The following is a 21,267-nucleotide window of genomic DNA, read 5'->3' on the forward strand; positions in this document are numbered from 1 at the left end:
CTTTCAGCTAACTTGACAGTGCCACGGTCGAGCACCGGCAATCGAAATATCTGAACAACCGGGCGGAGAACACCCGCCCACCCACCCGCCAGCGTGAACGCGCGATGAAGGGCTTCCGCCCCGTCGGTACAGCCCAAAGATTTCTGGCGGTGCTCAGCCGGATCCCCCCGCACTTTCGGCTACGCCGCCACCGCATGACCGCCGCCGACTACCGCACCGAGATGCGTACCCGATTCCAGGTGTGGAATCAGGTCACCGCACAGACCCCAGCAACCTGATCGACGACGTCTACCGACACTCGACTGCCCCCGAAAACAGTGGCACTCCAAACAACTTGACAACGCCCTTGGGTTCACCGTTGGGCAGCCGGCGGTAGCACTGGATCGGTCAGCGGATTACGACACAGTGACGCTGAACAAGTCGAGTTCCCGAAACGGTGTCACGACCACGTTGTGCAGCCGCGTGGACCAACCTGACTGCACGGTCTGGAACCAGAGCGGAATCGCGGGCATGTCCTGCAGCAGTATCTGTCGCTCGGCCTCTTGATAGAGCGCCCACCCCTCTTGTTCGGTCGGTGCCGCGTCTGCGCGGGCAAGCAGTGCATCGACCGCCGGGTTCGAGTACTGTCCGCCGTTCACCGCCGCGCGGGTGCGGTAGATCGGGTTGAGGAAGTTCTCGATCGACGGGTAGTCGGCGACCCAGCCGGAGCGGTAGATCGCGGTCATCCGATGGTCATTGATCGCCTTGCGGAACTCACCGAGCGTCGGCACCGGGACGAACCGGCATTCCCGGCCGAGCGCCCGTGTGATCGTGGCACAGGTCGCCTCGACCCAGTCCTGGTTGGCGGTGTCGTTGTTCGCCGTCAGCTCGATGGGTCCTTCGAAGCCGGTCGCGTCGAACAACTGCCGGGCCCGCGCCGGCTGATATGTGCACAGCTGTCCGCACTGGCCGTCGGCGCGTCCCGGCACGCTCGGGGGGACCACGCCGTCGGCAACGACCTTGTCGCCGTCGAACACCGTGTCGATGACGAACTGGCGGTCGATTGCCATCGACAGTGCTTGCCGTAGTTGCGGATTCGCGTAGCGCTCGTCGTAGAGCGGGAATGATATCGATTGCACACCCAGATAGGTCTGGGACAGGTGCCGGTCCGGGAGCTCCGTGCGGTACCTGCCTTCCGCGAGGGCGGAAGCTGGAGTGATCTCGATGAAGTCGAGCTTGTTCGCCACGACGTCGGCGTAGGCATTCTCCAGCGTCGGGTAGAAGCGAAACTCGACGCGCACGACGTGCGGTTTCTGCGCACCGGCGAACTGCTCGTACCGTTCGACGACGATGTTGTGTCCGCGATCGCGCGAGACGAACCGGAACGGCCCATTGCCGACGGGATGCGTCTCGAACGCCGCCTTGTCGGCGAAGAAGCTCGTCGGCAACGGGAAGAACGCCGCGAACCCGAGCTGAGTTCGGAACGCCGAGAACGGTTCGGTCAGGGTGACGACGAAGGTGCGGTCGTCGACGACGCGCAGGCCCGACATCGTCGTCGTGGACGGCTGCGGCGACTGGAGCTGGGCGTAACCCTGTATGTGCGAGAGGTAGCCGGCGCCGTGCTGGTTGTTGGGTGCGTATGCCGTGTAGTTCCACGCGTCGACGAAACTGCTCGCCGTGACCGGTGTGCCGTCGTGGAACGTCCAGCCGGATTTCAGGGTGATCGTGTACACGCGGGAGTCGGTGGTCTCGATCGATTCGGCGACCGCGTTGCGCGGTTCGGCGGTGCGTGCGTCGTACTCGACGAGACCACGAAAAAGCGCGCCGATGACCTTGATTCCCCCGCTTTCGGTGGTGTCGCCGGGAATTAGCGCGTTCTCCGGTTCGGTGCCGTTGTAACTGATCGTGGTCTGGTTCTCATCGATTCCGGAACCTGTGCAACCGACGGCGAGGAGTAGCACGACGAGGCCGACAATGGCAGTGACCATTCGGGAGGGCATCACGACGGCGACTCCTCGCGCATTCCGACGAGGGCGCACCAGGCCGCGGCGATGCCGAGCACGCCGCACAGGGCCCACATGCCGGTCGACATCGTCTCCCAGGCCAGCACGCCGAGCGCCGGCCCGAGCGCCATCCCGAGCCCGAACGTCGCCTGGTGGGCGCCGATGTAACGGGCCTTCACTGCCGCTGGGGACTTCGCGGGGTGGGCAAACATGGTGGGGCCGTTGATCATCACGCCGAACACGAACACGACCGTGCATGCCAGGATCGCTGCGCTCGAGTGGGTCGCCAGACCGTAGGCGGCGACGCCGAGGCCCATCACCGCGGTGCCGACCGCGCCGACTGTGTTGGGCCGTAGCTTCGTGACGTGCGAGGTGATCTTCAGTTCGCAGGCGATCAGCACGAGCGAGGCGGTCATCAGCACGGCACTGTAGAGCGCCGTCGGATGACCGGCTGCGGTGATCTGCAGCGGCAATGCGACGGTGTACTGCACATAGATGACCGTGCCGATCAGGCACGACGCGAGGAACAGCAGGTACCGCCAGTCCCGCAGCAGAATCGCGTATGCGGAGCGCCGATCCGGCGCCGGCTCCTCGGTCTCTCGGGCGGCGCGCACGCTCGGCAGCAGGATGCGCGCCACCGCCGCGTAGACCAGCGCGGTGAGGGCGTCGAACCAGAACAGCAGGTTCCAGTCCACCAGGATCAGGCCGGCAGCGATCAGCGGCCCCAGGGCGGCGCCGATGTTCAACGCGGTCCGCATCATTGAGAACGCCATCACCCGGTGCTCGTCCGGCATCAGGTCGGAGAGCAATACCGCCGCCGCCGGCCGGTAGCACTGGGTCGCCAGACCCGCGAGCGCGATTGCCATCAGCAAGGCGAGATACAGGTCGGAGCGGCTCAGCAGCGGAACCGCGCCGAGGATCAGCCCAGACGTCGTCATCGCTGCCACGATCGTCGCGCGCGGACCGATCCGGTGGGTCAGTTCACCGCCGAGCAGGGTGCCCAGCACCGAGCCCGCACTGTAGGTAGTCAGCGCTATTCCGGCCGCGCCGATCGAGAAGTCCCGATGCATCAGGTAGAGCAGCAGGAATGTCTGCACAAAGGCGCCGACCTGATTCACTAAGACGCCGCCGAGCAGATATCTGACCGGCGGCGGTGTGGCGTGAACGGCGTCGAGGACGCCCGTCCGCGTCGCGGTCTTCGTTGCGGTCATGGATGAATCCTCATCAGATGTAGGGACCGCCGAATGCGCGGCAGTCGGATTCGAGTCGAACGGGGCCAGCGCGACACACGTTGACCCGGTGGAGAAACCGTAGGGCCGGCGAGAGCTGCGCGCCACCCCCGAGGGGGTTCGAGGACGACCCTCCGGGGTGCGATCCCTGCACCCTAGGGGGTGCTGACTCGGAGCCGGCCGATGCGGACAGTTTGAGCAGGACGACATCAGACGTCCGCGGCGAAGATCGCCGAACCGGCTGGCCGAATGCCGGAAAGCCTCGGCTTCAAGAAGTCGACTCGTACTCCATCGAGTCGAGCCCATCGACATTCCGGGTGGAAATTGTGATAGATCAATACGTTGACGTACTGGCCATCGGGGCCGGCCCGGCGAACCTTGCGCTCGCGATCGCCGTCGAGGAATCCGGTTCCCCCGACCTTGCGCACAACACCGTCCTGCTCGAGCAGCATCCCGACGTGAAATGGCAGCGGAACATGCTCCTGCCTTGGGCGCGCAGCCAGGTGTCCTTCCTGAAAGACCTGGTCACCCTGCGTAACCCGTGCAGCCGGTTCTCGTTCCTGAGTTTCCTGCACGAGCGCGGGCGGTTGGACGAGTTCGTCAACCTGTCCACGTTCAATCCGTACCGCTGGGAGCTGTCCGACTACCAGCAGTGGGTCGCCCACTCCCTCGAGCATGTCCGGGTGCGCTACAACGCCCGCACCGAGAAGGTCGAGCCACGACGCGCGGGCAGCGGCGAAATCGTCGGCTGGACCGTAACGCTCACCAGCGGCAGCCGCATGCACTGCCGTGACCTCGTGATCGGCGTCGGCCGGGATCCGCACGTGCCCGAAGTCTTCCGCGACCTGCCCGAGGATCGGGTGATTCACAGCACCCAGTACTGCAACCGGATTGCGCACGTGCCTGCCGACCGAGCGTTGCGACCTGTCGTCATCGGCGGCGCGCAGAGTGCCGCCGAAATGTTCATGGCGGTGCACGACCACCTGCCGAACAGCACGCCGACGCTGGTGCTGCGCTCGATCGGGCTACAGAACTATCAGACGAGCAAGTTCGTCAATGAACTGTTCTTCCCGTCGTTCGTGGACGAGTTCTACGGCACGGGCGACGATGTGCGCGGCCAGATCCTCCAGGAGATGAACCTCACCAACTACGCCGGCCTCGCACCGCCGTTCCTCGACGAGATCTATTCGCGGCTCTACCAGCAGAAGATGCTGGGCGACAACCGAACGAGCGTCCTGTCGATGACCGAGGTGGTCGCGGCCAGGATGGACGGCGACGAGGTTGTGCTCGATCTACGCGACCGCAAGACCGGCAAGGTCTCACCGCTGCGCTGCGACATCGTGCTGCTCGGCACCGGATACGAACCGCAGATGCCCGCGATCGTGCGCGACCTCGCCGAGCGGATCGGTCTCGACGACATCGTGGTGAGCCGCCGATACCGCGTCGATCACGGCGACTCTGCCGGGGGCGCAGTGTATCTGCAGGGCGTGAACGAGCAGACGCACGGCATCTCCGACTCGCTGATCAGCGTGCTCGCACACCGTAGCCAGGACATCGTCGACGACCTGCTCGATCGTCGCGCAGCCGACGAGGCGAGGTCGGCGTGATGGACATCCGCAGACTGGACCGAGCGAACTTGACGAGGGTGTACGGCCTGGATTCCGAGCGGCTGCTGCCTTGGCCGGCGCTGAATGCACCGTTCGAAGGCGCGTGGTGCGTGCTGCGGCCCGGCGAGGCGTCGGATCCGCACGCACACCACGGAAACGAGATCTTCATCGCGATGAGCGGTCGCGCGGCGCTGGTGGTGGACGGCGCACGGCGCGAGTTCGTTGCCGGCGACATCGCGCATCTTCCGCCGGGAAGCATGCACAACGTCGTGAACGACGAAGCCGACGACTTCGAGTACTACGGCATCTGGTGGGACGTCGACATGTCGGCGAGATTCGTGGCACGACACCATGAGGAGGCCCCGAAATTAACGCGCTGACCATCGTGATCTCGCCGGCGCCGACGGCCAACGGCGATCTGCATCTCGGCCACATCGCCGGACCGTTTCTGGCCGCCGACGTCTACACGCGATATGCCCGCGCCGCCGGGCGTGAGGTGCTGTTCGGTACGGGCGTACAGGACACGCCGACCTACGTGGTCACCACCGCCGCGCGGCTGGGTACGACACCGCGGGAGCTGGCCGACCGGTCGGCCAAGGAGATCCAGTCGACCCTCGCCTCGCTCGGCATCGCGGTCGACGCGTTCACCCGCGACGAGGAGCGCTTCACCTCGTTCGTCACGCGGATCGTCGGAGACCTCTGGAAGGCTGGTGCGCTGCGGCTGGAATCGGTGAAGCTACCCTTCTCGCCACGCACACGACAGTACCTGGTGGACGGTCATGTTCGCGGCGGATGTCCGGTCTGCCTCGCCGACGGATGCGCGGGGCTCTGCGAGAGCTGCGGTCATCCGATCGCAGCCGGTGAACTCGTCGATCCGCGTTCGACGCTGTCCTCGGACGATCCGCTGGAGCTGCGGGACGCGTGGGTGCTGGTGTTGCCGATGGAGCAATACCGCGCCCGGTTGCGCGAACACTTCGCCGGCCTCGGCACGGTGATGCGCCCGCACATGGCACAGGCGATCGAGGAGATGCTGTCACGGCCGCTGCCGAACTTCCCGGTCACCTACCCGGTCTCCTGGGGCATCTCCGCACCGCAAGGCGCGGTGGCGGCCCAGGTGATCAACCCGAATGCGGAACCGGTGGCGTGGGCGATGTACTGCTCGATGCTCGCCGCCGAGAACCGCGGGATCGAGGTGGCGTCCGAGGACGCGCTGTGGCGGCCGGAAGCGGCATCCGAAGTGGTGTACTTCCTCGGATTCGACAACATCTTCCCGTTCGCGATCTCCGGCCTCGCGATGCTGCTGGCCCTCTCGGACCGGTACGTGTTGCCGAAGAAGTTTCTCACCAACGAGTTCTACGAACTCGACTACCAGAAGTTCTCCACGAGCCGCGGGCACGCGGTCTGGGGCCGGGATCTGGCGAGGTCCGCACCGCGCGACCTCATCCGGTTCTATCTCGCCTCGACGAGCCCGGAGCATCAGCGAACCAACTTCGACCGCGGTGCACTCGACACGGTCACGCGGGCACGACTGGTGGAACCGTGGAACGCGGTGGCGGCGAGGGTCGAGGCGTGGGTGGGACACGGACCGCTCAGCGTCTCGGAACATGCCCGGGCAGCTGCCGCGTGCATCGTCGAGCGCTTCACCGCGGCGTACGAGTTGCCCCGGTTCAGCGTGAGCCGGGTTGCGGAGACGCTGACTCAGCAGCTCGACCGGCTGCAACGGTTGACCGCATACTCGCCCGGCGACTTCTGTCACGAGGTCGACGTCGTGCTGCGGTGTGCGGCCCCGATTCTGATCGATCTGGCTTCGGAGGCGTTGGTGGAGAGGGAAATTCACGCGGTCGCCGACCGTACCGAGATCACGCCGAGGCTTTTGCCCCGGCTGCGGCCCGCGGGAGGGTGACGTGTCGCGCATCGTCATTGCCGGTGCCGGTGTGACCGGGCTGCTCGCCGCCGTCGAGTGCGCCCGCGGCGGCCACCGCGTGATCGTGGTGGACCGGGGCGCCATACCGAACCCGGCGTCCGGCTCGTTCGATCAGCACAGGGTGCTTCGTGCGTTGCACCCCGCAGACGCCCTGCGCACCCGCGACGGGGTGCGCGCACGGCGTCGCTGGCGGGAGTTGGAAAGGCTGCTGGGCGCGCGCCTCTACCGCCGGGTCGGTGTGGTCACCTCATGGCCCGAGGATCGGGTCGACGCGGTGCTCGACACCGCGCACCGCGCGAACGTCGCGGTGCGCTTCCACGATCCGAACTCTGTGCCGCACATCGTCGTCCCGGACGGGCATGTCGTGATGCGGGAACCGGAGGCGGGCGTCCTGCTGGCGGACCGGGTGTTGCGCGCGGCCACCGAATGGCTGCGCGCGCACCCCGCCGTGACGCTGCGGTCTGGGCGCGAAGTCGTGGGCGTCGACATCGACCGGGCGCGACTCACGTTGGCCGGCGGCGAGATTCTCGGCGGCGATCTCGTCCTGATCGCCACCGGGGCGTGGTCGTCGACCCTGGTGGACCGGCCGATCGCGCTGCACCGCCAAACGATGATGTACCTGCGCCCGCCCGCCGACACGCGGTCCTGGTGGGAGCGGGCTCCCAGCGCGGGACGCATCGGTGCCGGCGGGCAGGCGTGGCTGCTTCCGCCGGGCGCGGGGACGCTGCTGAAGATCAGCTCCGACACCGTGTGCCGGGAGGTGCGGGAGGTGGACATCTCCGACGACTCGTGGTGGGCTGCTCGACTTCTGGCCGAGCCCATCCTGACCGACCAGCACCGGTACACCATCGCGGCGGTCAAACACTGCCACTACACGGTCGACGCGCGCACCGGCGGCGGCGCGCTCGACCGGATCGGTCCGGCGGTGTGGGCGCGGGCCGCTACCGGCGGCGACGGCTTCCGGACCGCGCCGTTGATCGCCGACCGAATTGCCGAGGTTGCGAGCGCGGACCTCGCTGCCGGACCACCCCTCGAGAAGGAACACCGATGAACACCAAGAACGATGCCATCCTCGCCATTGGCAGCGGATTGCGACGCTACCGCGAGTATCTCGTCCGGTCGGTTGCGGCGCGCGCCCGGGAAGCGGGGCTCGACCTCGTGCTGATCAACAACCTGACGCCGACCTGGCAGCACGAGTACTTCGACGAGATCACCGTCGTCGACGTCTTCGACCACGCGGTCCTCGCCGACGCGGCGCGCGCGGTCGCCGCGCAACGGCGCGTCGTCGGCGTCGTGTGTTGGGACGAGCCGCTGGTCCAGCCGGCGGCCGACATCGCCGACGAGCTCGGCGTGCCCGGTCTGAGCGCCGCGGGCGTGCGGGGCTGCCGGGACAAGAACCGCACCCGCTCGGTGCTCACCGCGGCCGGCCTCGTGCAGCCCGGATTCGAGCTCACGACCTCCGTCGAGCAGGCGCGGACGGCGGCCGAGCGGATCGGCTACCCGGTCGTCGTGAAGCCGCAGGCGCTCGGCGCCAGCATGGGCGTCATCCTCGCCTCGGACCGAGGCGAACTCGATGCCGCATTCGGGATCGCCTCGGGCGCCAGCCAGATCGGCGACGCACCGTTCCGCGGCACCGCGATCGTCGAGGAGTTCGCCGTCGGCCCCGAGATCAGCATCGACGCCGCCGTGCACAAGGGTGAATATCTTCCGATGTATCTGGCGCGCAAACGAACCGGCATGGAGCCGTACTTCGAGGAGGTCGGGCACATCGTGGACGCCACCGATCCGCTGCTGCACGACCAGGACCTCATGGCAACGCTCGCGAAGGCGCACCTGGCGATCGGGATCGAGAACGGCATCACCCACACGGAGGTGCGGCTCACCCAGCGCGGACCACTGATCATCGAGATCAACGGCCGCCTCGGCGGCGACCTGATCCCGTTCCTCGGCAAGATCGCGACCGGCATCGACCCGGGTGAGGTTCTCGTCGACGTCGCCCTCGGCCGCCGACCCGTTGTCACACCAACGCGCAGTGATGTCGCCGGAATCCGGTTCGGCTACCCCGAGCGTGACCTCACCGTTCGCTCGGTCGCGGTACCACACGAGGCGCCGGGGCTGGTGACCGCGGCCGCGATGGTCGAGCCCCGCGCGGAACTGCGCCTGCCGCCCGGCGGATACCTCGCCCGCCATTCGTTCGTCGTGTGCCAGGCCGACGACGCCGCCACATGCGACACATTGCTCGATGCCGCAGCCGCAGCCGTCCGCGTCGACGGCGACCCGCTCGGCCCACCGGCTCCCGGCGCGACCTTCGGGCTGCCGGCCGGACTGCTGGACGTCGACGAATGATCGACTACGACGGACGGCGCTTTTGCAACCCCGCCGACGACGACGGTGTGATCGCGCAGTACCACCAGCAGGGCAACCTGGTGTGGGCCGACTTCTCCGGCGGGAATGTGCGGCGTGGCACGGTCAACGGCACCTGCGACAGCGAGGGCATCCTGGGGCTGGCCTACACCATGGTGCTCGTCAGCGGTGAGGTCGTGGTCGGCTACACACTGTCCACTCCCGAACCAGACGCGAGCGGACGGATCCGGCTCCGCGAGGAGTGGGAGCGTTACGGCGCGAGCGCCACGACCGGCATATCGTATCTGGAGGAGATCCGGTGAAGGGGCTGCAGAGTCTCGTCGGCGGTGTGGTCCGATATCCCGGCGATCGCGAATTCGAGTCGACCAGTGCCGCGTTCAACAAGCGCTACGCCGGCGTACGGCCGGCCGCCGTGCTGTCGGCCGATACGGTCACCGATATCGCGCGCGCGATCGACTGGTCGCGTCAGGAGCAGGTACCGCTGGTGGCCCGCGGCGGCGGGCACAGCTACGCCGGCAACTCGGTGAACACCGGTCTGGTGCTCGACCTCCGTGGACTCGACGAGGTGCGGATCGACGAATCGAGCGGGCTGGTCACGGTCGGCGGCGGCACCCGGATGGGCAAGCTGTACGCCGAACTCGAGCGCTACGACCTCGCGGTGCCGCTCGGCAACTCCAACGAAGTCGGCATCGGCGGTCTGGTTCTCGGCGGCGGGGTCTCGGCGGTCTCGCGAGCCTTCGGCCTCACCTGCGACGCGCTGGTGGAGACCGACATCGTCCTGGCCGACGGCCGCGTCCTGACGTGCAACGCGAGCGAGAACGCCGACCTGTTCTGGGCCTGCCGCGGCGGGGGAGGCGGCAACTTCGGCGTGAATACGTCGTTCACATTCCAGGCACGCCTTCCTCGCCCGAGTGCGACCTGCCTGCTCCGGTGGCGATGGGACGACGCGAGAGAGGTCGTGGTTCGGATGCAGGAGATCATGCACGACGCGCCGGACGAGTTCGCGGCACGGATCGGCGTGACGCGGATCGCCGGGTCCGAGGGCGTCGTGTCCGTGGTCGGCCAGCATCTCGGCTCTGCCGACGAGTTGCGCGAGATGTTGGCTCCGGTGCTCACCGTCGCGACGCCCGAGCGCTGCGACCTCGCCGACCGCTCCTACTGGGAAGCCAAGGAGATCCTGCACCACGAGACATCCGGTGATCCCTTCGCGGTGCGGACCCGAGGCACGCCGAAGCCCCTGCCGGAGGCCGGGGTCGAACGCTTCCTCGCGGCGCTCGAACGCTGGCCCGGCAGCACCAACCCCGACGGTGCGGGTGTCGCTCTCTTCACCTGGGGCGGCAAGATCAACCGGGTTCCGGTCGCCGACACGGCATTCGCACATCGAGACCTGCTGTTCCTGGTCTCCATGGACACCTCCTGGAGCACCGGTGACTCGCCGCACACCGTTTCGGCCAACCTCGAATGGCTCGACGACCTGCACACCGAGATGGGCGAATTCGCCGGCGACGCAGCATATGTGAACTTCACCGATCCGGCGTTACGGGACTGGCGATCCGGGTACTACGGCGCAAACCATCCACGGCTCGCGCAGATCAAGCGGCGCTACGACCCGGACCGGCTGTTCGACTTCGGCCAGGCGGTGTGATCATGTCGAGGCAACGCGCCACCGAACGCGACCTGCGCGGCACGATGCGCGGTTTCGCGACCGGGATCGCCATCGCGACCACCTTCGCCGACACCGACGGCGGACGCCGACACGATGCAGTCACGGTCAACTCGCTGACCTCCGTGTCGCTGAACCCGCCGCTGGTATCGCTGTGCTTCGGCCGGGAGTCCCGGTTCCTCGCGGACCTGCTCGAATCGAAGGTGTGGGCCGCCTCGATCCTCGACGGCGGAGCCAGCTATCTGGCACGGCGTTTCGCACAGGAGCGCGATAGCCGCACCACATCGCTGAGCGCATTGGGCGCCACCGCCGGCGAGCACACCGGGGCCCTGGTGCTCGACGCACCGGCCTGGCTGGAGTGTGTCCTGCAGGCCGCCCACGACATCGGCGACCACACCATGGTCGTCGGCGAGGTGGTCGCCGCCGGCACCCGGCCGGACGGCACCCGCCTCGTCTTCCTCCACGGCGCCTTCCACGTTCTCGACAACCCGAATTCCCGACAAGGAGATCTCACATGACCATCGTCGACGACACCATCAACGAACTCGAGGATCGAGACGTGCACTCGGCCGGCGAGATCCTGGCCCGCGCCAGGGACATCGCCCCCCGGCTGCGCGAGCGATCCGACGACATCGAGCGCGCCCGGCGGCTGCCCCCAGACGTCGTCGAGATGCTACGGAACACCGGAGTGTTCCGGATGGGATTCTCCCGCGACTTCGGCGGTCCCGAACTGACCTCGATCGAGCAAACCGAGGTCATCGAGGCGATCGCCTACGGCGACGCCTCCGCCGGCTGGTGCGCGATGATCGGCTCCGACTCCGGGCTCTACGCGTCCTTTCTCGCCGAGCCGGTCGCACGGAAGATGTTTCCCACTCTGGACATGACGACCGCGGGACTGCTGTTCCCGACCGGCCGGGCAGAGCGCGTACCCGGCGGGTACCGGTTGTCCGGACGCTGGCAGTTCGGCAGCGGGATAACCCATTCGGACTGGGTGGTGTCCGGGGCCTTCATCTACCGTGACGGTCGCCCGGAGCCGAGCCCCGAGGGCGACCCGCACGACTCACGTCTGATGATCGTCCCCCGCTCGCAGGTGGAGGTCATCGACACCTGGCACACGACGGGCCTGGCGGGCAGCGGCAGTTGCGACTACACGATCACCGACGTGTTCGTTCCCGAGGAGCACACGCTCGAGTTCGGCACCGTCCCCGGTCGGCCGAGCCCGCTCGCCCAGCCCGAAGTGCACATGCGCAACATGCCGGGGGTGCCGCTCGGGGTGGCCCGCGCGGCGCTGGACCACGTGCTCGACGGCAGTGCCGCCCGAGCCGACGACTATCGCCTGCAGGTGACCCTGGCCGAATGCGAGGCGGACCTCAACGCCGCCCGGCACGGGGTGTACGGCAGTATGCGGCGCCAGTGGGAGGTACTGTCCGCCGGTGCCACCCTCGACGACCTGACCGCGCACGAGCGCGCGGCACTGCCGCTCTCGCGGCTGCATGCGTTCCGGACCGCCCGGTCGATCGTCACTCGGCTCTACGACCTGCGCCAGACCGCATCGATCTACCGCCCGTCGCCGCTGGATCGTTGGTTGCGGGACACCACCACCATGTGCCAGCACGTCGTGGCGCAAGACCGGATCCTGCAGTCGGCCGGTGCCTATCTCATCGGTGGCACGCCGAGCTTCAAGCTGAGCCTGGGACTTACCTCGTGACCGCCGACTGGATTGCCATCGAGCAGTACATCGCCGCTCAACTGATCGGGCGTCCGCCGGTTCAGATGCGAGCCGACGTCCCACACACGCTCGACGCGCTCATCGCGCGCGAGATAGCGAAGGAGACAACGGGATTGACCCGCACCTGGCGACCAGTAGCCTGGGCCCGATCGATGCTGCGGAGCGTCCGCGGCAACCGCTCGAATCCCCAGGACTCCTGACATAGCGCAGGAATTGTTGCAGGGTCACCGGTGGGGTTTGGTGCCGTAGCGCAGGGTGAGGGTGGTGCCGGGGTAGACGGTGTGGGTGTCGTTGAGCAGCTGGCAGAGTTCGTCGATGGCGGCGGTGCGAACCGCCCTGGATCGAGTGGCAATGCCGTTACCTTGGCATCGCCGCTGGTCACGTCGTTGCGCCTGCGGAAGATGTTGATGCGGTTCATGTCCGGAGTGTGCCGAGCGGGTTGATCCAGCGAGGGTGATGTGATGGGTGGCGGGAATTCCAGCCCTCAGATTGCCTTCTAGAGATATTGCGCAGCAACGTAATCCACGTACCCTATATGCCTGTGGCGGACGACGATTCAGGTGAGGAACGCGGTGGCGACGACCGGTTGACCGATCGTATCGGTCTCGGCGTGCTCACCCGAATTGTCCACCGCGATCTCGTCGACGAAGTCTTGACGGAAACCGGGGCCGTCGAGCGCCGACGACGCTGCTCCCCGCCCGAGTCGTGGTCTATTTCGTGTCGGCGATGACATTGTTTCTTCGACGACGCCTACGAAGAGGTGATGCGCAAGTTGGTGCAGAGACTGCGGTTTCTGCGGTCCTGGGACGAGGACTGGCAGGTCCCGAGTTCCTCGGCGTTGTGTCAGGCCCGCGCCCGGCTCGGTGAGCGGCCGCTGCGCGAACTCTACCTGCGGGTGGCCCTGCCACTGGTCGGTCCCGGCCCCGACCGGCGGGTGGCTCGGTGAGCTGCGGGTGATGGCGATCGACGGGGTGCAACTCGATGTCCCCGGCACCACCGCGAACGGAAAGCGCATGCGGTCGTGGCAACAGCCACGGGCTCGACGCCCCGTACCCGAAGGTCAAAGTGGTCGGTCTCGGTGAATGCGGCACCCACGCCGTCGTCGACGCGCCCATCGGTGGAGTGCTGGTCGACGAGCGGGAACTCGCCCGGCCCCTGCTGCCGAGTTTCGAGCCGGGCATGCTGGTCGTTGCCGACCGCGGGTTCTTCGGGCGCGAGTTCTGGCACGAAGCCGCCGACACAGGAGCCGACCTGCTCTGGCGAGTGCAGCCCTCCACTCGATCGGCGTGAACGCACTCGAGACGAACATCAGCGGCATCATCACCATCATTCCGGCGAACTGGACCACGTCCGGGCGCCGCAGCCGATCCCCGATCAGCCCGAACAACGCGCTCATCGCCCCCGCCAACACCACCAGCACCACGACCGCGGCGACGGCATCGACGGCACTGCCGTGGAACTCGAAACCCAAAGCCACGGCGGCGACCCCGAGCAATACGGCCCGGGCGAGGGTGAACACGGCCTCGTTGATGGTGCGAGCGATACCGGGTAGGCCCGCCCGCATCGGCAGGGCCGCGAAGCGGTCATGCAGGCCGTTGGTGTGATCGATCGCGGCGGACACTCCGGCGTTGGTGCCGGCCATCACCGTGGAGACGGCGAGCATCGCCGGGGTGAGGAAGACGATATAGCTGACCCCGGCCGGAAAACCGGGTCCGGCGGCGACGCTGCGAAACACCTGACTGAACAGCACCAGCATCGCCATCGGCATGGTCAGCGAGAACATCAGCAACTGCGGGACGCGGGCGCTGGTGCGCAGGTTCCGGACGGTCAGGGCGGCGAGCTGATCCCCGACCGAGGGGCGCCCGCATGTCTGTCAGGTTAGCTGGACCCAGGCGGTGTCGAGAGCATCCGTATTAAAACCGAAGTCGGCTTCCTCGTCCTTCGTAAGCCATGGGTAGGCCAGCGGGATCGACCAGTGCTGCCGGCGATTATTCCGGGGTGCAGAAATCGCACCCCGGGGGTGCCTGTTCGTTGTCGCGGTGCGCGCAGAAAATCGTCATACGCGCAGACCTGGGAAAGGAGGTGGCCGCATGACCTGGGTGACGGGGTCCGTCGACCCGGGTCACGAGAACACCGCGGCGGCGATCGCGGTGCGGGTGCGTTCCGGTGCTCTGGCGCCGGTCGACGCGGTCAGCGACGCTCTGAACCGAATCGCGGAACGCGATCCCGTGTTGAACGCCTTCGTGTCCGTGCGCGCCGACGAGGCGCTCGCCGAGGCGACGGCGTTGGCCACGCGAGCGGATCTGGCGAAGTTGCCGCTGGCCGGGGTGCCGGTCGCGGTCAAGGACAAGGTAGCGCTCGTGGGCGCACCGCTGCGTGACGGCTCCGCAGCCACCAGCGTCGAGCCGTCGGCGACCGACCACCCGGTGGTGGCGCGGTTGCGCGCGGCCGGCGCCGTGCCGGTGGGGCTGACGGCCGTGTCCGAACTCTGTGTGTGGGGCACAACCGATTCACCGGGTTTTGTCACTCGCAACCCGTGGAATCCCGGTCTGTCGGCGGGTGGATCCTCGGGCGGTGCGGCCGCCGCGGTGGCCGCGGGCATGGTCCCGATCTCGCACGGCACCGACTGCCTGGGATCGATCCGCATCCCCGCCGCCGCCTGCGGCCTGGTCGGCCTCAAACCCGGTCGTGGCCTCGTGCCGGCCGAGATCGGGGCAAATTCGATGCACTCGATGGCGGAGAACGGGCCGCTGACGACCACGGTGGCCGACGCGGCGCTGATGCTGTCCGTGCTCGCCGGCCGCCCCGAGCTCGCGGAGATCCGCGATCCTGGCCGTGCCCGGATCGCGGTGGTGCTCGGCCATCCCAACCCGATGGTGCGCACCGACACGCACTGTGCACGTGGCGTGGAGGAGACGGCACGGATCCTCGACGCGGCCGGCCATCTCACCACCGCCGCGAAAGGGACGCAGGTGTACTCGGCCACCTCGGTACCGGATCTGGTGCGATGGTTCGCCGGTGTTGCCGCGGACGCGGAAACTCTGGATCGTGCGATGCTGCAGCCGAGGACCCGGCGGCATGCCGCGGTGGGGCGGGCGGTGAACAGAGTCGGTCTGGTCCGGCCCGGCCCGGTGGTGCGGGTCGAGCGACGACTGCGCGCCCTCGCCGAGCATTTCGACGTGGTGGTCACTCCCGCGCTGGCGCACCCGCCGCCCGCAGCGGTGGAGTGGAGTCGACGGTCGTGGCTCGCGAACGCGATCGCCTGCATGCGCTTCGCACCGTACAACTCGCTGTGGAATGTGGTGGGATGGCCCGCCGTGACCGTCCCGGTCGGCATCCACCCGCACACCCGGACCCCGCTGGCCGTGCAGATCGCCGCCCCGCCGGGCGGCGAGACCACCGTCCTGGCGCTCGCTGCCCAATTGGAGCAGCTCCAGCCCTGGCCGCGGCTCGCCCCGGCAGCGCCTCGCCACCCCGGACGCGGGTGGCATGACTCTCTGTTCGAGAGCGTTTAACCACCGTCGAGCAACGTGAACTACACCTCGTCACCGGCCTGATCGAGAGCTCGCTTCACCTGCATCGGCCCCACCGCCTGCGTCATGGACGCGCAGACCGTTACCTGTCCACCACGCAGCATCCATCGCTGGAAGCATAGTGATCTACATCGAAGACGCGATGAGACCGACTGAAGATATCGAACGAACGAGAGACGAGCCGGACTGGCACATAGCTACGCGGTGGCTGACTTTGAGGAACGCACGCGGCCACCGCCCGCCGGGCTTCCTCACCAGCGGGGTCACCGATCGTCTGCACATTGACGGTGCATACGACGACCATCCGGGCCCGAGCCAGTCTGTATCGGGAGTGATGTTTGAGGGCGCCGTGGTCGGTATACCCAGAGAACGCGCAGACCTCGATCACTCGGATCGGGCGGGACCGTTCGCCGGCGGGACTTCGACGCGAACGGTGAGCGAACGCCGGATTCCTAGAGTGTGAATCCCCAGGCGTGCTCCGCGTCGGAGCTGCCGACTCGAGCTTGCCGAGCGATTGCCTTACGAAAAGCGGTTTGAGACACCATCAGTCCCACGTCGGGACGTTGCAGGAAGCGGAACCGAGACGATGAGCAGCCCTGAAGAATGCAGAATCACCCAGAACTGCGCACCGGGCGGTCACTATGACACGACGTTGAGCAGCGCCGTCACAAGGGCACGCATCGCCCGCACGGTCGCAGCGAACGAGGGAATCTCCACGCACCAACTCGTGGCCCTCCTCGACGTGACGGAATGGCCGATGCAGCAGCTCCACAGCTACGCGCAGGCAGCAGGAGCCCGGGCTGACACCAAAGGTCGTTGGTGGCCCCGGCCGACGAATGGGCCGCCGTTCGCTGACTCCTTCCCTGTCTAGGTCTAGATCCAAACGTCCTGCAGAGGAGGGTGATGTCGTCCATTTCGGAGAGCAGGTCGCCGCACGCTCGGTGACCGTCGTCCGTGAGATATTTCGCACGGATTCGCTCGTTGAGGCCGTTGGCCTCTGCGCCTCGCGCAATGGTGGCCGGGCCGGACCCGAATACCCACGCGGCGTCGGGGGGTCTGGACGAGCACCGAGCCGTGCGGACAGGCTGCGACGTTGCGGGCCTTGCCGGGGGTCGCCGCTGATGTCTCGATGAGGATTCGCCCGTTGTCGAGAAGGAACATGGCGGGAGACCCGTCGTCGTTCTCGGTGCCGAGCACGGCGTAGAGCCGCCGGCCGAGGATCTGGCGTGGCTACGCGCTGAAGCCGCGGTGGGCGGGATGGATCGTGGCGGTGGTGGCGTCGCTCATGGCCGGCGTGCCGTCACGATGTTGCATTCGAAGGGCGCCGCGATGCTGCCGTCGGGGGTGGTGAACGGTGCCAGAACGTCGTGGGCGTCGGCGCGGATGCGCCGGTACACGTCGTCGGAGATTAGTTCGAGCAGCGGTGTGCTCTCGACTTCGGTGGTCACGAACGCGTCGACAGATGGGGCCCGGTAGGTGCCCGAATGGGTGCGGGCGGTCGTGACCTGCAGCCCGGCGGACTCGACCAGGCCGGTGAGCTCCTCGAGGTTGCCGCACACGAAGTAGGTACTCAGCAGGGACATGGCTTCGGGGCCGGCGTGGCGGGCGGCCATATCGACGAAGGGTGCGAAGGCGGGCTGGGCGTCGAGGGCGCCCGGGACCGCGACCGCGACCCTTCCCCCAGGAGTGACGACCCGGGCCATCTCCAGCAGAGCCTGGGGTCGGTCGGGGAAGAACATGAGCGACATCTGACACAGGACCGTGTCGAAGGACTGGTCCGGGAGGGGGAGCGCATCGGCGTTGCCCTGGCGGAATTCGATGTCGGGTCGGACGACCCGGCGGGCGACGGTCAGCATCGCCTCGTTCAGGTCCACCCCGACGATCGTGCCGTCGGGTGCGACCAGGTCGGCGGCGGTGCGGGCGACGATCCCGGTCCCGCAGCCGATGTCGAGCACCCGCTGGCCCGGCGCGACGCCGGCAGCGTCGCAGAGGATCGGCGCCCACTGGGCGAAGAACGCCGGGACGAACGCGGACTCGTAGAACTCGGTCGCTTCGAGGGGGATCTGGAAGGACTCGGACGCTTCGCTGGAGGTGGTCATGGCCCCATCGTGCGGCCGTGGGCGACGGGGAGCATCGGGCAGTTGCCCCATGCGGTGTCCCGACCAAGGACCATCAGCGCGGGTCGGACCTACCGTCCGGCGGGCCGAGCACCCCGACCGCGTAGGCGGCGGCCTGGGCCCGGTTGCGCAGGTTGAGCTTGGTCAGGATGCTGCTCACGTGGTGGGACGCGGTCTTGCGGCTCAGATAGAGCCGGTCGGCGATCTCCGGATTCGACAATCCCGCCCCGAGGAGCCGCAACACCTCCTGCTCGCGCACCGTGAGCATCCCCACCCCCTTGGCGCCGGTCCGGGCCTTGACCCCCAGGGAACGGAGGAATGCCGCGACCCGATCGGTGTCGAGGGTGGCGCCGATCGCCTCGAATACCGCGAGGGCGCGGCGGGCGTGGTCGACGGCGACGTCGGGCTGGCTGCCTGCGAGCACGCGACCGAGCTCGAAGCGGGTCCGAGCCGACTCGAAGGGGAGCTCCAGGCGGGACCACGTGTCAAGCGCCGCCGCCAAGTGGGCGGCGGCGGTCTCGGCGTCGCCGCGGGCCATCGCCACGCGGCCCTCGGCGCCCGCGGCCGTCGCCGCCAGCTGGTCGCTGTCCATCGATGACGCGATGTCGGTCAGCCGCCGGGCGGCGGCACCGCCCTCCTCGATGTTTCCGGTGGCCAGATGCGAGTCGACGAGCAGGTCGAGGGCGGCCGCCAGATGCGTGCGGTGCTCCCCGAGGTGACGCAGCCGTTGTTCGAGGTTGCGGCTGGCGGATGGCGCGTCGCCTCGGGCCAGCAGCAGCGCCGCGAGCGACAACGCCTCTTCGGCTTGGGCCTCGACGCCCTCGCCGAGATGGGCCAGCAGTTGCTCGGCCTCCTCGAGGCGGCCCTGACGGATCCGCAGCCTGGCCATACGGGTCAGCGCCCTGGTGTGCAGGCCCGGGCAGGCGCCGTCGGTGATCCGCAGCCCCGCACCCAACTCGCGCTCGGCGTCGTCCCACCGTCCCTTGGCGGTCAGCACGCTCCCATAGTAGATGCGGCACTCGGCGTACAGGAACGGGCAGCCATAGGTGCGCACGAAATCGTCGGCCACCGTGCACCACTGCGCAGCCCGCTCGATGTCGCTGGCCAGCTCACAGGCATTGAGCATGTCGCAACAGGTGTAGACGACCGTGTCCAGAGTCGAGCGCTCACCGGCCAGCGCGGCGGCCATCGCCTCGTCGATCAACGCGAAGCCGGCCGCGGTCTCGCCCTTGCCCACCCGAACCAGCCCCAGCTGTGACAACGCGACGAGCTCGAGGTCGACATCCCCAGCCGACCTCGCCACATCGAGGGCCCGCGACGCGAGGTTTTCGGCGGCGTCCAGGTCGGGCAGCCGGTAGGCGCGGGCCACCCACACCCAGCCGTGTAACGGGCCCGGCTCGAGCCCCGCCAACAGCCGCTCGGCCCGACCGATCCAGCCGTTGGCCGCCGCGATGTTGGCGAAGTTCGCCTTGTAGATGATGGCCAACCACACCGCGCACTGCGCCGAACTCGCCACGGCTCCCGACCGGCGGAACAGCGAGTAGGCGCGGTTACACCGGTTGACGCAGTCGTAGTTTTCGCCCAACCACCACAACGACACCGCCAACCCGAAACACGCCTCCGCCGTCTCGCTGTTCTCGAGCACCTGCTCGAACCCGGCCCGCGCATCACCCCAGCGCCCCTCGGCGAGGGCGGCGCGGGCGCGGGAGAGCAGCTCCTCGCTGGTCACCACAACCATTCTGCCGCTCACCGCCGGAAACGACCGCGGGGGATTTCCGCCACATCAACGAAGGGATCGCCTGTCCAAATGAGTGCGACTTCGACGAACCCGACGTGCGACGTGGGGTCGACCCGTCGGCAGCACCGTCCCATATGCGGATCCGCTATCGAGACGCCGGTGGCATCCAGAGGCCGGGGTTGGTGTCCGGTCCGTGACCGCCAGCCGAAGGCAGCGGCCACACCGGTGTCGACGATGCGCTCACCGCCGCCGGGATGCTCGGCGCCGCCGAGGCCGCCGAGTGGTTGCGGCCGGGTGCGTTACGTCAGGCACACGGCCGAGACCGCGACGGGGAATCGATGGGCAGGGCGGGCGGCGGGGTGACTCCGTCCGGCCAGATCGTGGTCTCGTCGTGGGCGACGCCGGTCAGGTTCGCCCCGATCAGATTGGCCACACCGGACAGGTCGGTGCCACGCAGGTCCGCGCCGGGCAGCGATGCGCCGGACAGGTCCGTGCCGGACAGGTCCGTGCCGGACAGGTCCGCATGGGACAGGTGCGCATCGGTCAGGGCCGCGCCGGCCAGACACGAGTGCGAGAGGTCGATGCGGGTCATCGACGGTGCCTGCCGGTTGCGGGAGCGGCTCGAGAGCTTTACCGGCGGGACCGTGCTGCTCGCGATCCTCAGTGTCCCGTTCAAGTGCCCACCGGCACCCTATGAGGGCCCCAGGAACGCATCGCGCGCCCACTTGCGCCACAGCTGAGCGAACTTGCCCAGCAGTGGCCATTCGACGACAGGGAGCAGCCACTGCCCGACCGTGTCGAGACCCTGTGCGAGCACCGAGCGCGGCGGCAGCTCCACGCCCCAGTAGCGGCCCTTCTGGGTCGGGTTGCCCACAGCATCGCGTGCTGTTGCCCGCGCAGGTAGTCCGCCCACGACAACGCACCCGGCACGTCCGGGATCGGATCGGCCCACCCGTCATGCGCCTGCGCCCACTGTCGCACCGGCCACGGTGTGCGTACCAGCCGCCGGTGTAGCCCCGTCACACCGGATTCGGCGAGGTTCGCCACGACCAGGGCCTCGTTCTGGATGTAGCGGCGCTGTTTGCCGACTGGACGCATGTTCCACGGCCCCGGCGGCTGCACGAACCATGCCGGCGCGTGCGGGTGACGTTGCCCTCCACCCCGACCAGCGCGAGACGCATCGCCTTGCGTTCACGGTCGGCGCGGTTTTTCGCCGCCGCGGCCTGCCGGGTGAACTCCGCCTCCGGGTCGCTGCGGCCGCCGCGCTTTTTTCCGCGCCGGGTGCCCTGTGCGGTGGGTTCTGGCTCCGCGCCCGGTGCGGGGTGGGGGCGGCCCGGTTCGCTGCCATTGCCGCCGCCCACGACGGCGGCAACGCACCGGG

18 protein-coding genes and 3 pseudogenes are annotated in these 21,267 nt (G+C 68.1%); 14 read left to right on the forward strand and 7 right to left on the reverse strand.

Annotation, left to right across the window (positions count from 1 at the left end):
- Positions 1 to 23: 23 nt before the first annotated feature.
- Positions 24 to 278, forward strand: a pseudogene (locus JWS14_RS51920) (IS6 family transposase); the annotation flags it as partial.
- A 117-nt stretch (positions 279 to 395) separates the two neighbouring features.
- On the opposite strand, the gene JWS14_RS40440 reads toward JWS14_RS51920, so the two are convergent.
- Both JWS14_RS40440 and JWS14_RS40445 read right to left on the reverse strand, forming a co-directional pair.
- A complete protein-coding gene (locus JWS14_RS40440; RefSeq protein ID WP_206015785.1) occupies positions 396 to 1,967 on the reverse strand; it encodes a peptide ABC transporter substrate-binding protein in 1,572 nt (523 codons plus the stop codon).
- Positions 1,968 to 1,978: 11 nt separating this feature from the next.
- On the reverse strand, positions 1,979 to 3,193 hold the full coding sequence (locus tag JWS14_RS40445) for an MFS transporter (protein WP_206015786.1): 1,215 nt from the start codon (positions 3,191 to 3,193) through the stop codon (positions 1,979 to 1,981).
- A 335-nt stretch (positions 3,194 to 3,528) separates the two neighbouring features.
- On the opposite strand from JWS14_RS40445, the gene JWS14_RS40450 reads away from it, so the two are divergent.
- From JWS14_RS40450 to JWS14_RS40510, 12 genes and pseudogenes are all read left to right on the forward strand, one after another.
- The gene (locus tag JWS14_RS40450) at positions 3,529 to 4,818 is read left to right on the forward strand and encodes a lysine N(6)-hydroxylase/L-ornithine N(5)-oxygenase family protein (protein ID WP_206015787.1); all 1,290 of its coding nucleotides are present in this window, start codon (positions 3,529 to 3,531) and stop codon (positions 4,816 to 4,818) included.
- Positions 4,819 to 4,856: 38 nt separating this feature from the next.
- A complete protein-coding gene (locus tag JWS14_RS40455) occupies positions 4,857 to 5,198 on the forward strand; it encodes a cupin domain-containing protein (protein ID WP_206015788.1) in 342 nt (113 codons plus the stop codon).
- 5 nt (positions 5,199 to 5,203) lie between these two features.
- Positions 5,204 to 6,721 (forward strand): class I tRNA ligase family protein, encoded by a 1,518-nt coding sequence (locus JWS14_RS40460; RefSeq protein ID WP_206015789.1) that lies wholly within the window; start codon positions 5,204 to 5,206, stop codon positions 6,719 to 6,721.
- A 1-nt stretch (position 6,722) separates the two neighbouring features.
- A complete protein-coding gene (locus JWS14_RS40465; protein WP_206015790.1) occupies positions 6,723 to 7,793 on the forward strand; it encodes an NAD(P)/FAD-dependent oxidoreductase in 1,071 nt (356 codons plus the stop codon).
- Positions 7,790 to 9,088, forward strand: a complete 1,299-nt coding sequence (locus JWS14_RS40470) for an ATP-grasp domain-containing protein (RefSeq protein ID WP_206015791.1) — start codon at positions 7,790 to 7,792, stop codon at positions 9,086 to 9,088. Before JWS14_RS40465 ends, JWS14_RS40470 begins: the two co-directional genes overlap by 4 nt.
- Positions 9,085 to 9,408, forward strand: a complete 324-nt coding sequence (locus JWS14_RS40475; RefSeq protein ID WP_206015792.1) for an avidin-fold protein — start codon at positions 9,085 to 9,087, stop codon at positions 9,406 to 9,408. The genes JWS14_RS40470 and JWS14_RS40475 overlap by 4 nt, the downstream gene beginning before the upstream one ends.
- Positions 9,405 to 10,751, forward strand: coding sequence for an FAD-binding oxidoreductase (locus tag JWS14_RS40480; RefSeq protein ID WP_206015793.1), 1,347 nt, complete (start codon positions 9,405 to 9,407; stop codon positions 10,749 to 10,751). Before JWS14_RS40475 ends, JWS14_RS40480 begins: the two co-directional genes overlap by 4 nt.
- Before the next feature lie 2 nt (positions 10,752 to 10,753).
- Positions 10,754 to 11,287, forward strand: coding sequence for a flavin reductase family protein (locus tag JWS14_RS40485; protein WP_206015794.1), 534 nt, complete (start codon positions 10,754 to 10,756; stop codon positions 11,285 to 11,287).
- The gene (locus tag JWS14_RS40490; protein WP_206015795.1) at positions 11,284 to 12,477 is read left to right on the forward strand and encodes an acyl-CoA dehydrogenase family protein; all 1,194 of its coding nucleotides are present in this window, start codon (positions 11,284 to 11,286) and stop codon (positions 12,475 to 12,477) included. The genes JWS14_RS40485 and JWS14_RS40490 overlap by 4 nt, the downstream gene beginning before the upstream one ends.
- Positions 12,474 to 12,698: a hypothetical protein gene (locus JWS14_RS40495; protein ID WP_206015796.1), complete on the forward strand. Its 225-nt coding sequence runs from the start codon at positions 12,474 to 12,476 to the stop codon at positions 12,696 to 12,698. Before JWS14_RS40490 ends, JWS14_RS40495 begins: the two co-directional genes overlap by 4 nt.
- 335 nt (positions 12,699 to 13,033) lie before the next feature.
- Positions 13,034 to 13,444: pseudogene (locus tag JWS14_RS50565) on the forward strand (transposase domain-containing protein).
- A 35-nt stretch (positions 13,445 to 13,479) separates the two neighbouring features.
- Positions 13,480 to 13,788, forward strand: a complete 309-nt coding sequence (locus JWS14_RS40510) for a hypothetical protein (protein ID WP_206015799.1) — start codon at positions 13,480 to 13,482, stop codon at positions 13,786 to 13,788.
- On the opposite strand, the pseudogene JWS14_RS40515 reads toward JWS14_RS40510, so the two are convergent.
- A pseudogene (locus JWS14_RS40515) lies at positions 13,775 to 14,329 on the reverse strand (ABC transporter permease); the annotation flags it as partial. The gene JWS14_RS40510 and the pseudogene JWS14_RS40515 sit on opposite strands and share 14 nt — an antisense overlap.
- Before the next feature lie 259 nt (positions 14,330 to 14,588).
- Between JWS14_RS40515 and JWS14_RS40520 the strand changes: the two are divergent.
- Positions 14,589 to 16,013, forward strand: a complete 1,425-nt coding sequence (locus JWS14_RS40520) for an amidase (RefSeq protein WP_206015800.1) — start codon at positions 14,589 to 14,591, stop codon at positions 16,011 to 16,013.
- Positions 16,014 to 17,314: 1,301 nt separating this feature from the next.
- On the opposite strand, the gene JWS14_RS40525 is transcribed toward JWS14_RS40520, so the two are convergent.
- The 4 genes from JWS14_RS40525 to JWS14_RS50570 form a co-directional block, all read right to left on the reverse strand.
- The gene (locus tag JWS14_RS40525) at positions 17,315 to 18,130 is read right to left on the reverse strand and encodes a class I SAM-dependent methyltransferase (protein ID WP_206015801.1); all 816 of its coding nucleotides are present in this window, start codon (positions 18,128 to 18,130) and stop codon (positions 17,315 to 17,317) included.
- Between the two features lie 73 nt (positions 18,131 to 18,203).
- Positions 18,204 to 19,877, reverse strand: a complete 1,674-nt coding sequence (locus JWS14_RS40530) for a helix-turn-helix transcriptional regulator (RefSeq protein ID WP_206015802.1) — start codon at positions 19,875 to 19,877, stop codon at positions 18,204 to 18,206.
- Positions 19,878 to 20,190: 313 nt separating this feature from the next.
- On the reverse strand, positions 20,191 to 20,478 hold the full coding sequence (locus JWS14_RS40535) for a pentapeptide repeat-containing protein (protein WP_206015803.1): 288 nt from the start codon (positions 20,476 to 20,478) through the stop codon (positions 20,191 to 20,193).
- Between the two features lie 99 nt (positions 20,479 to 20,577).
- Positions 20,578 to 20,760 (reverse strand): hypothetical protein, encoded by a 183-nt coding sequence (locus JWS14_RS50570; protein ID WP_241031622.1) that lies wholly within the window; start codon positions 20,758 to 20,760, stop codon positions 20,578 to 20,580.
- Positions 20,761 to 21,267 lie beyond the last annotated feature (507 nt).

It is taken from the genome of Rhodococcus koreensis (assembly GCF_017068375.1).
Lineage (GTDB): Bacteria > Actinomycetota > Actinomycetes > Mycobacteriales > Mycobacteriaceae > Rhodococcus_F > Rhodococcus_F koreensis.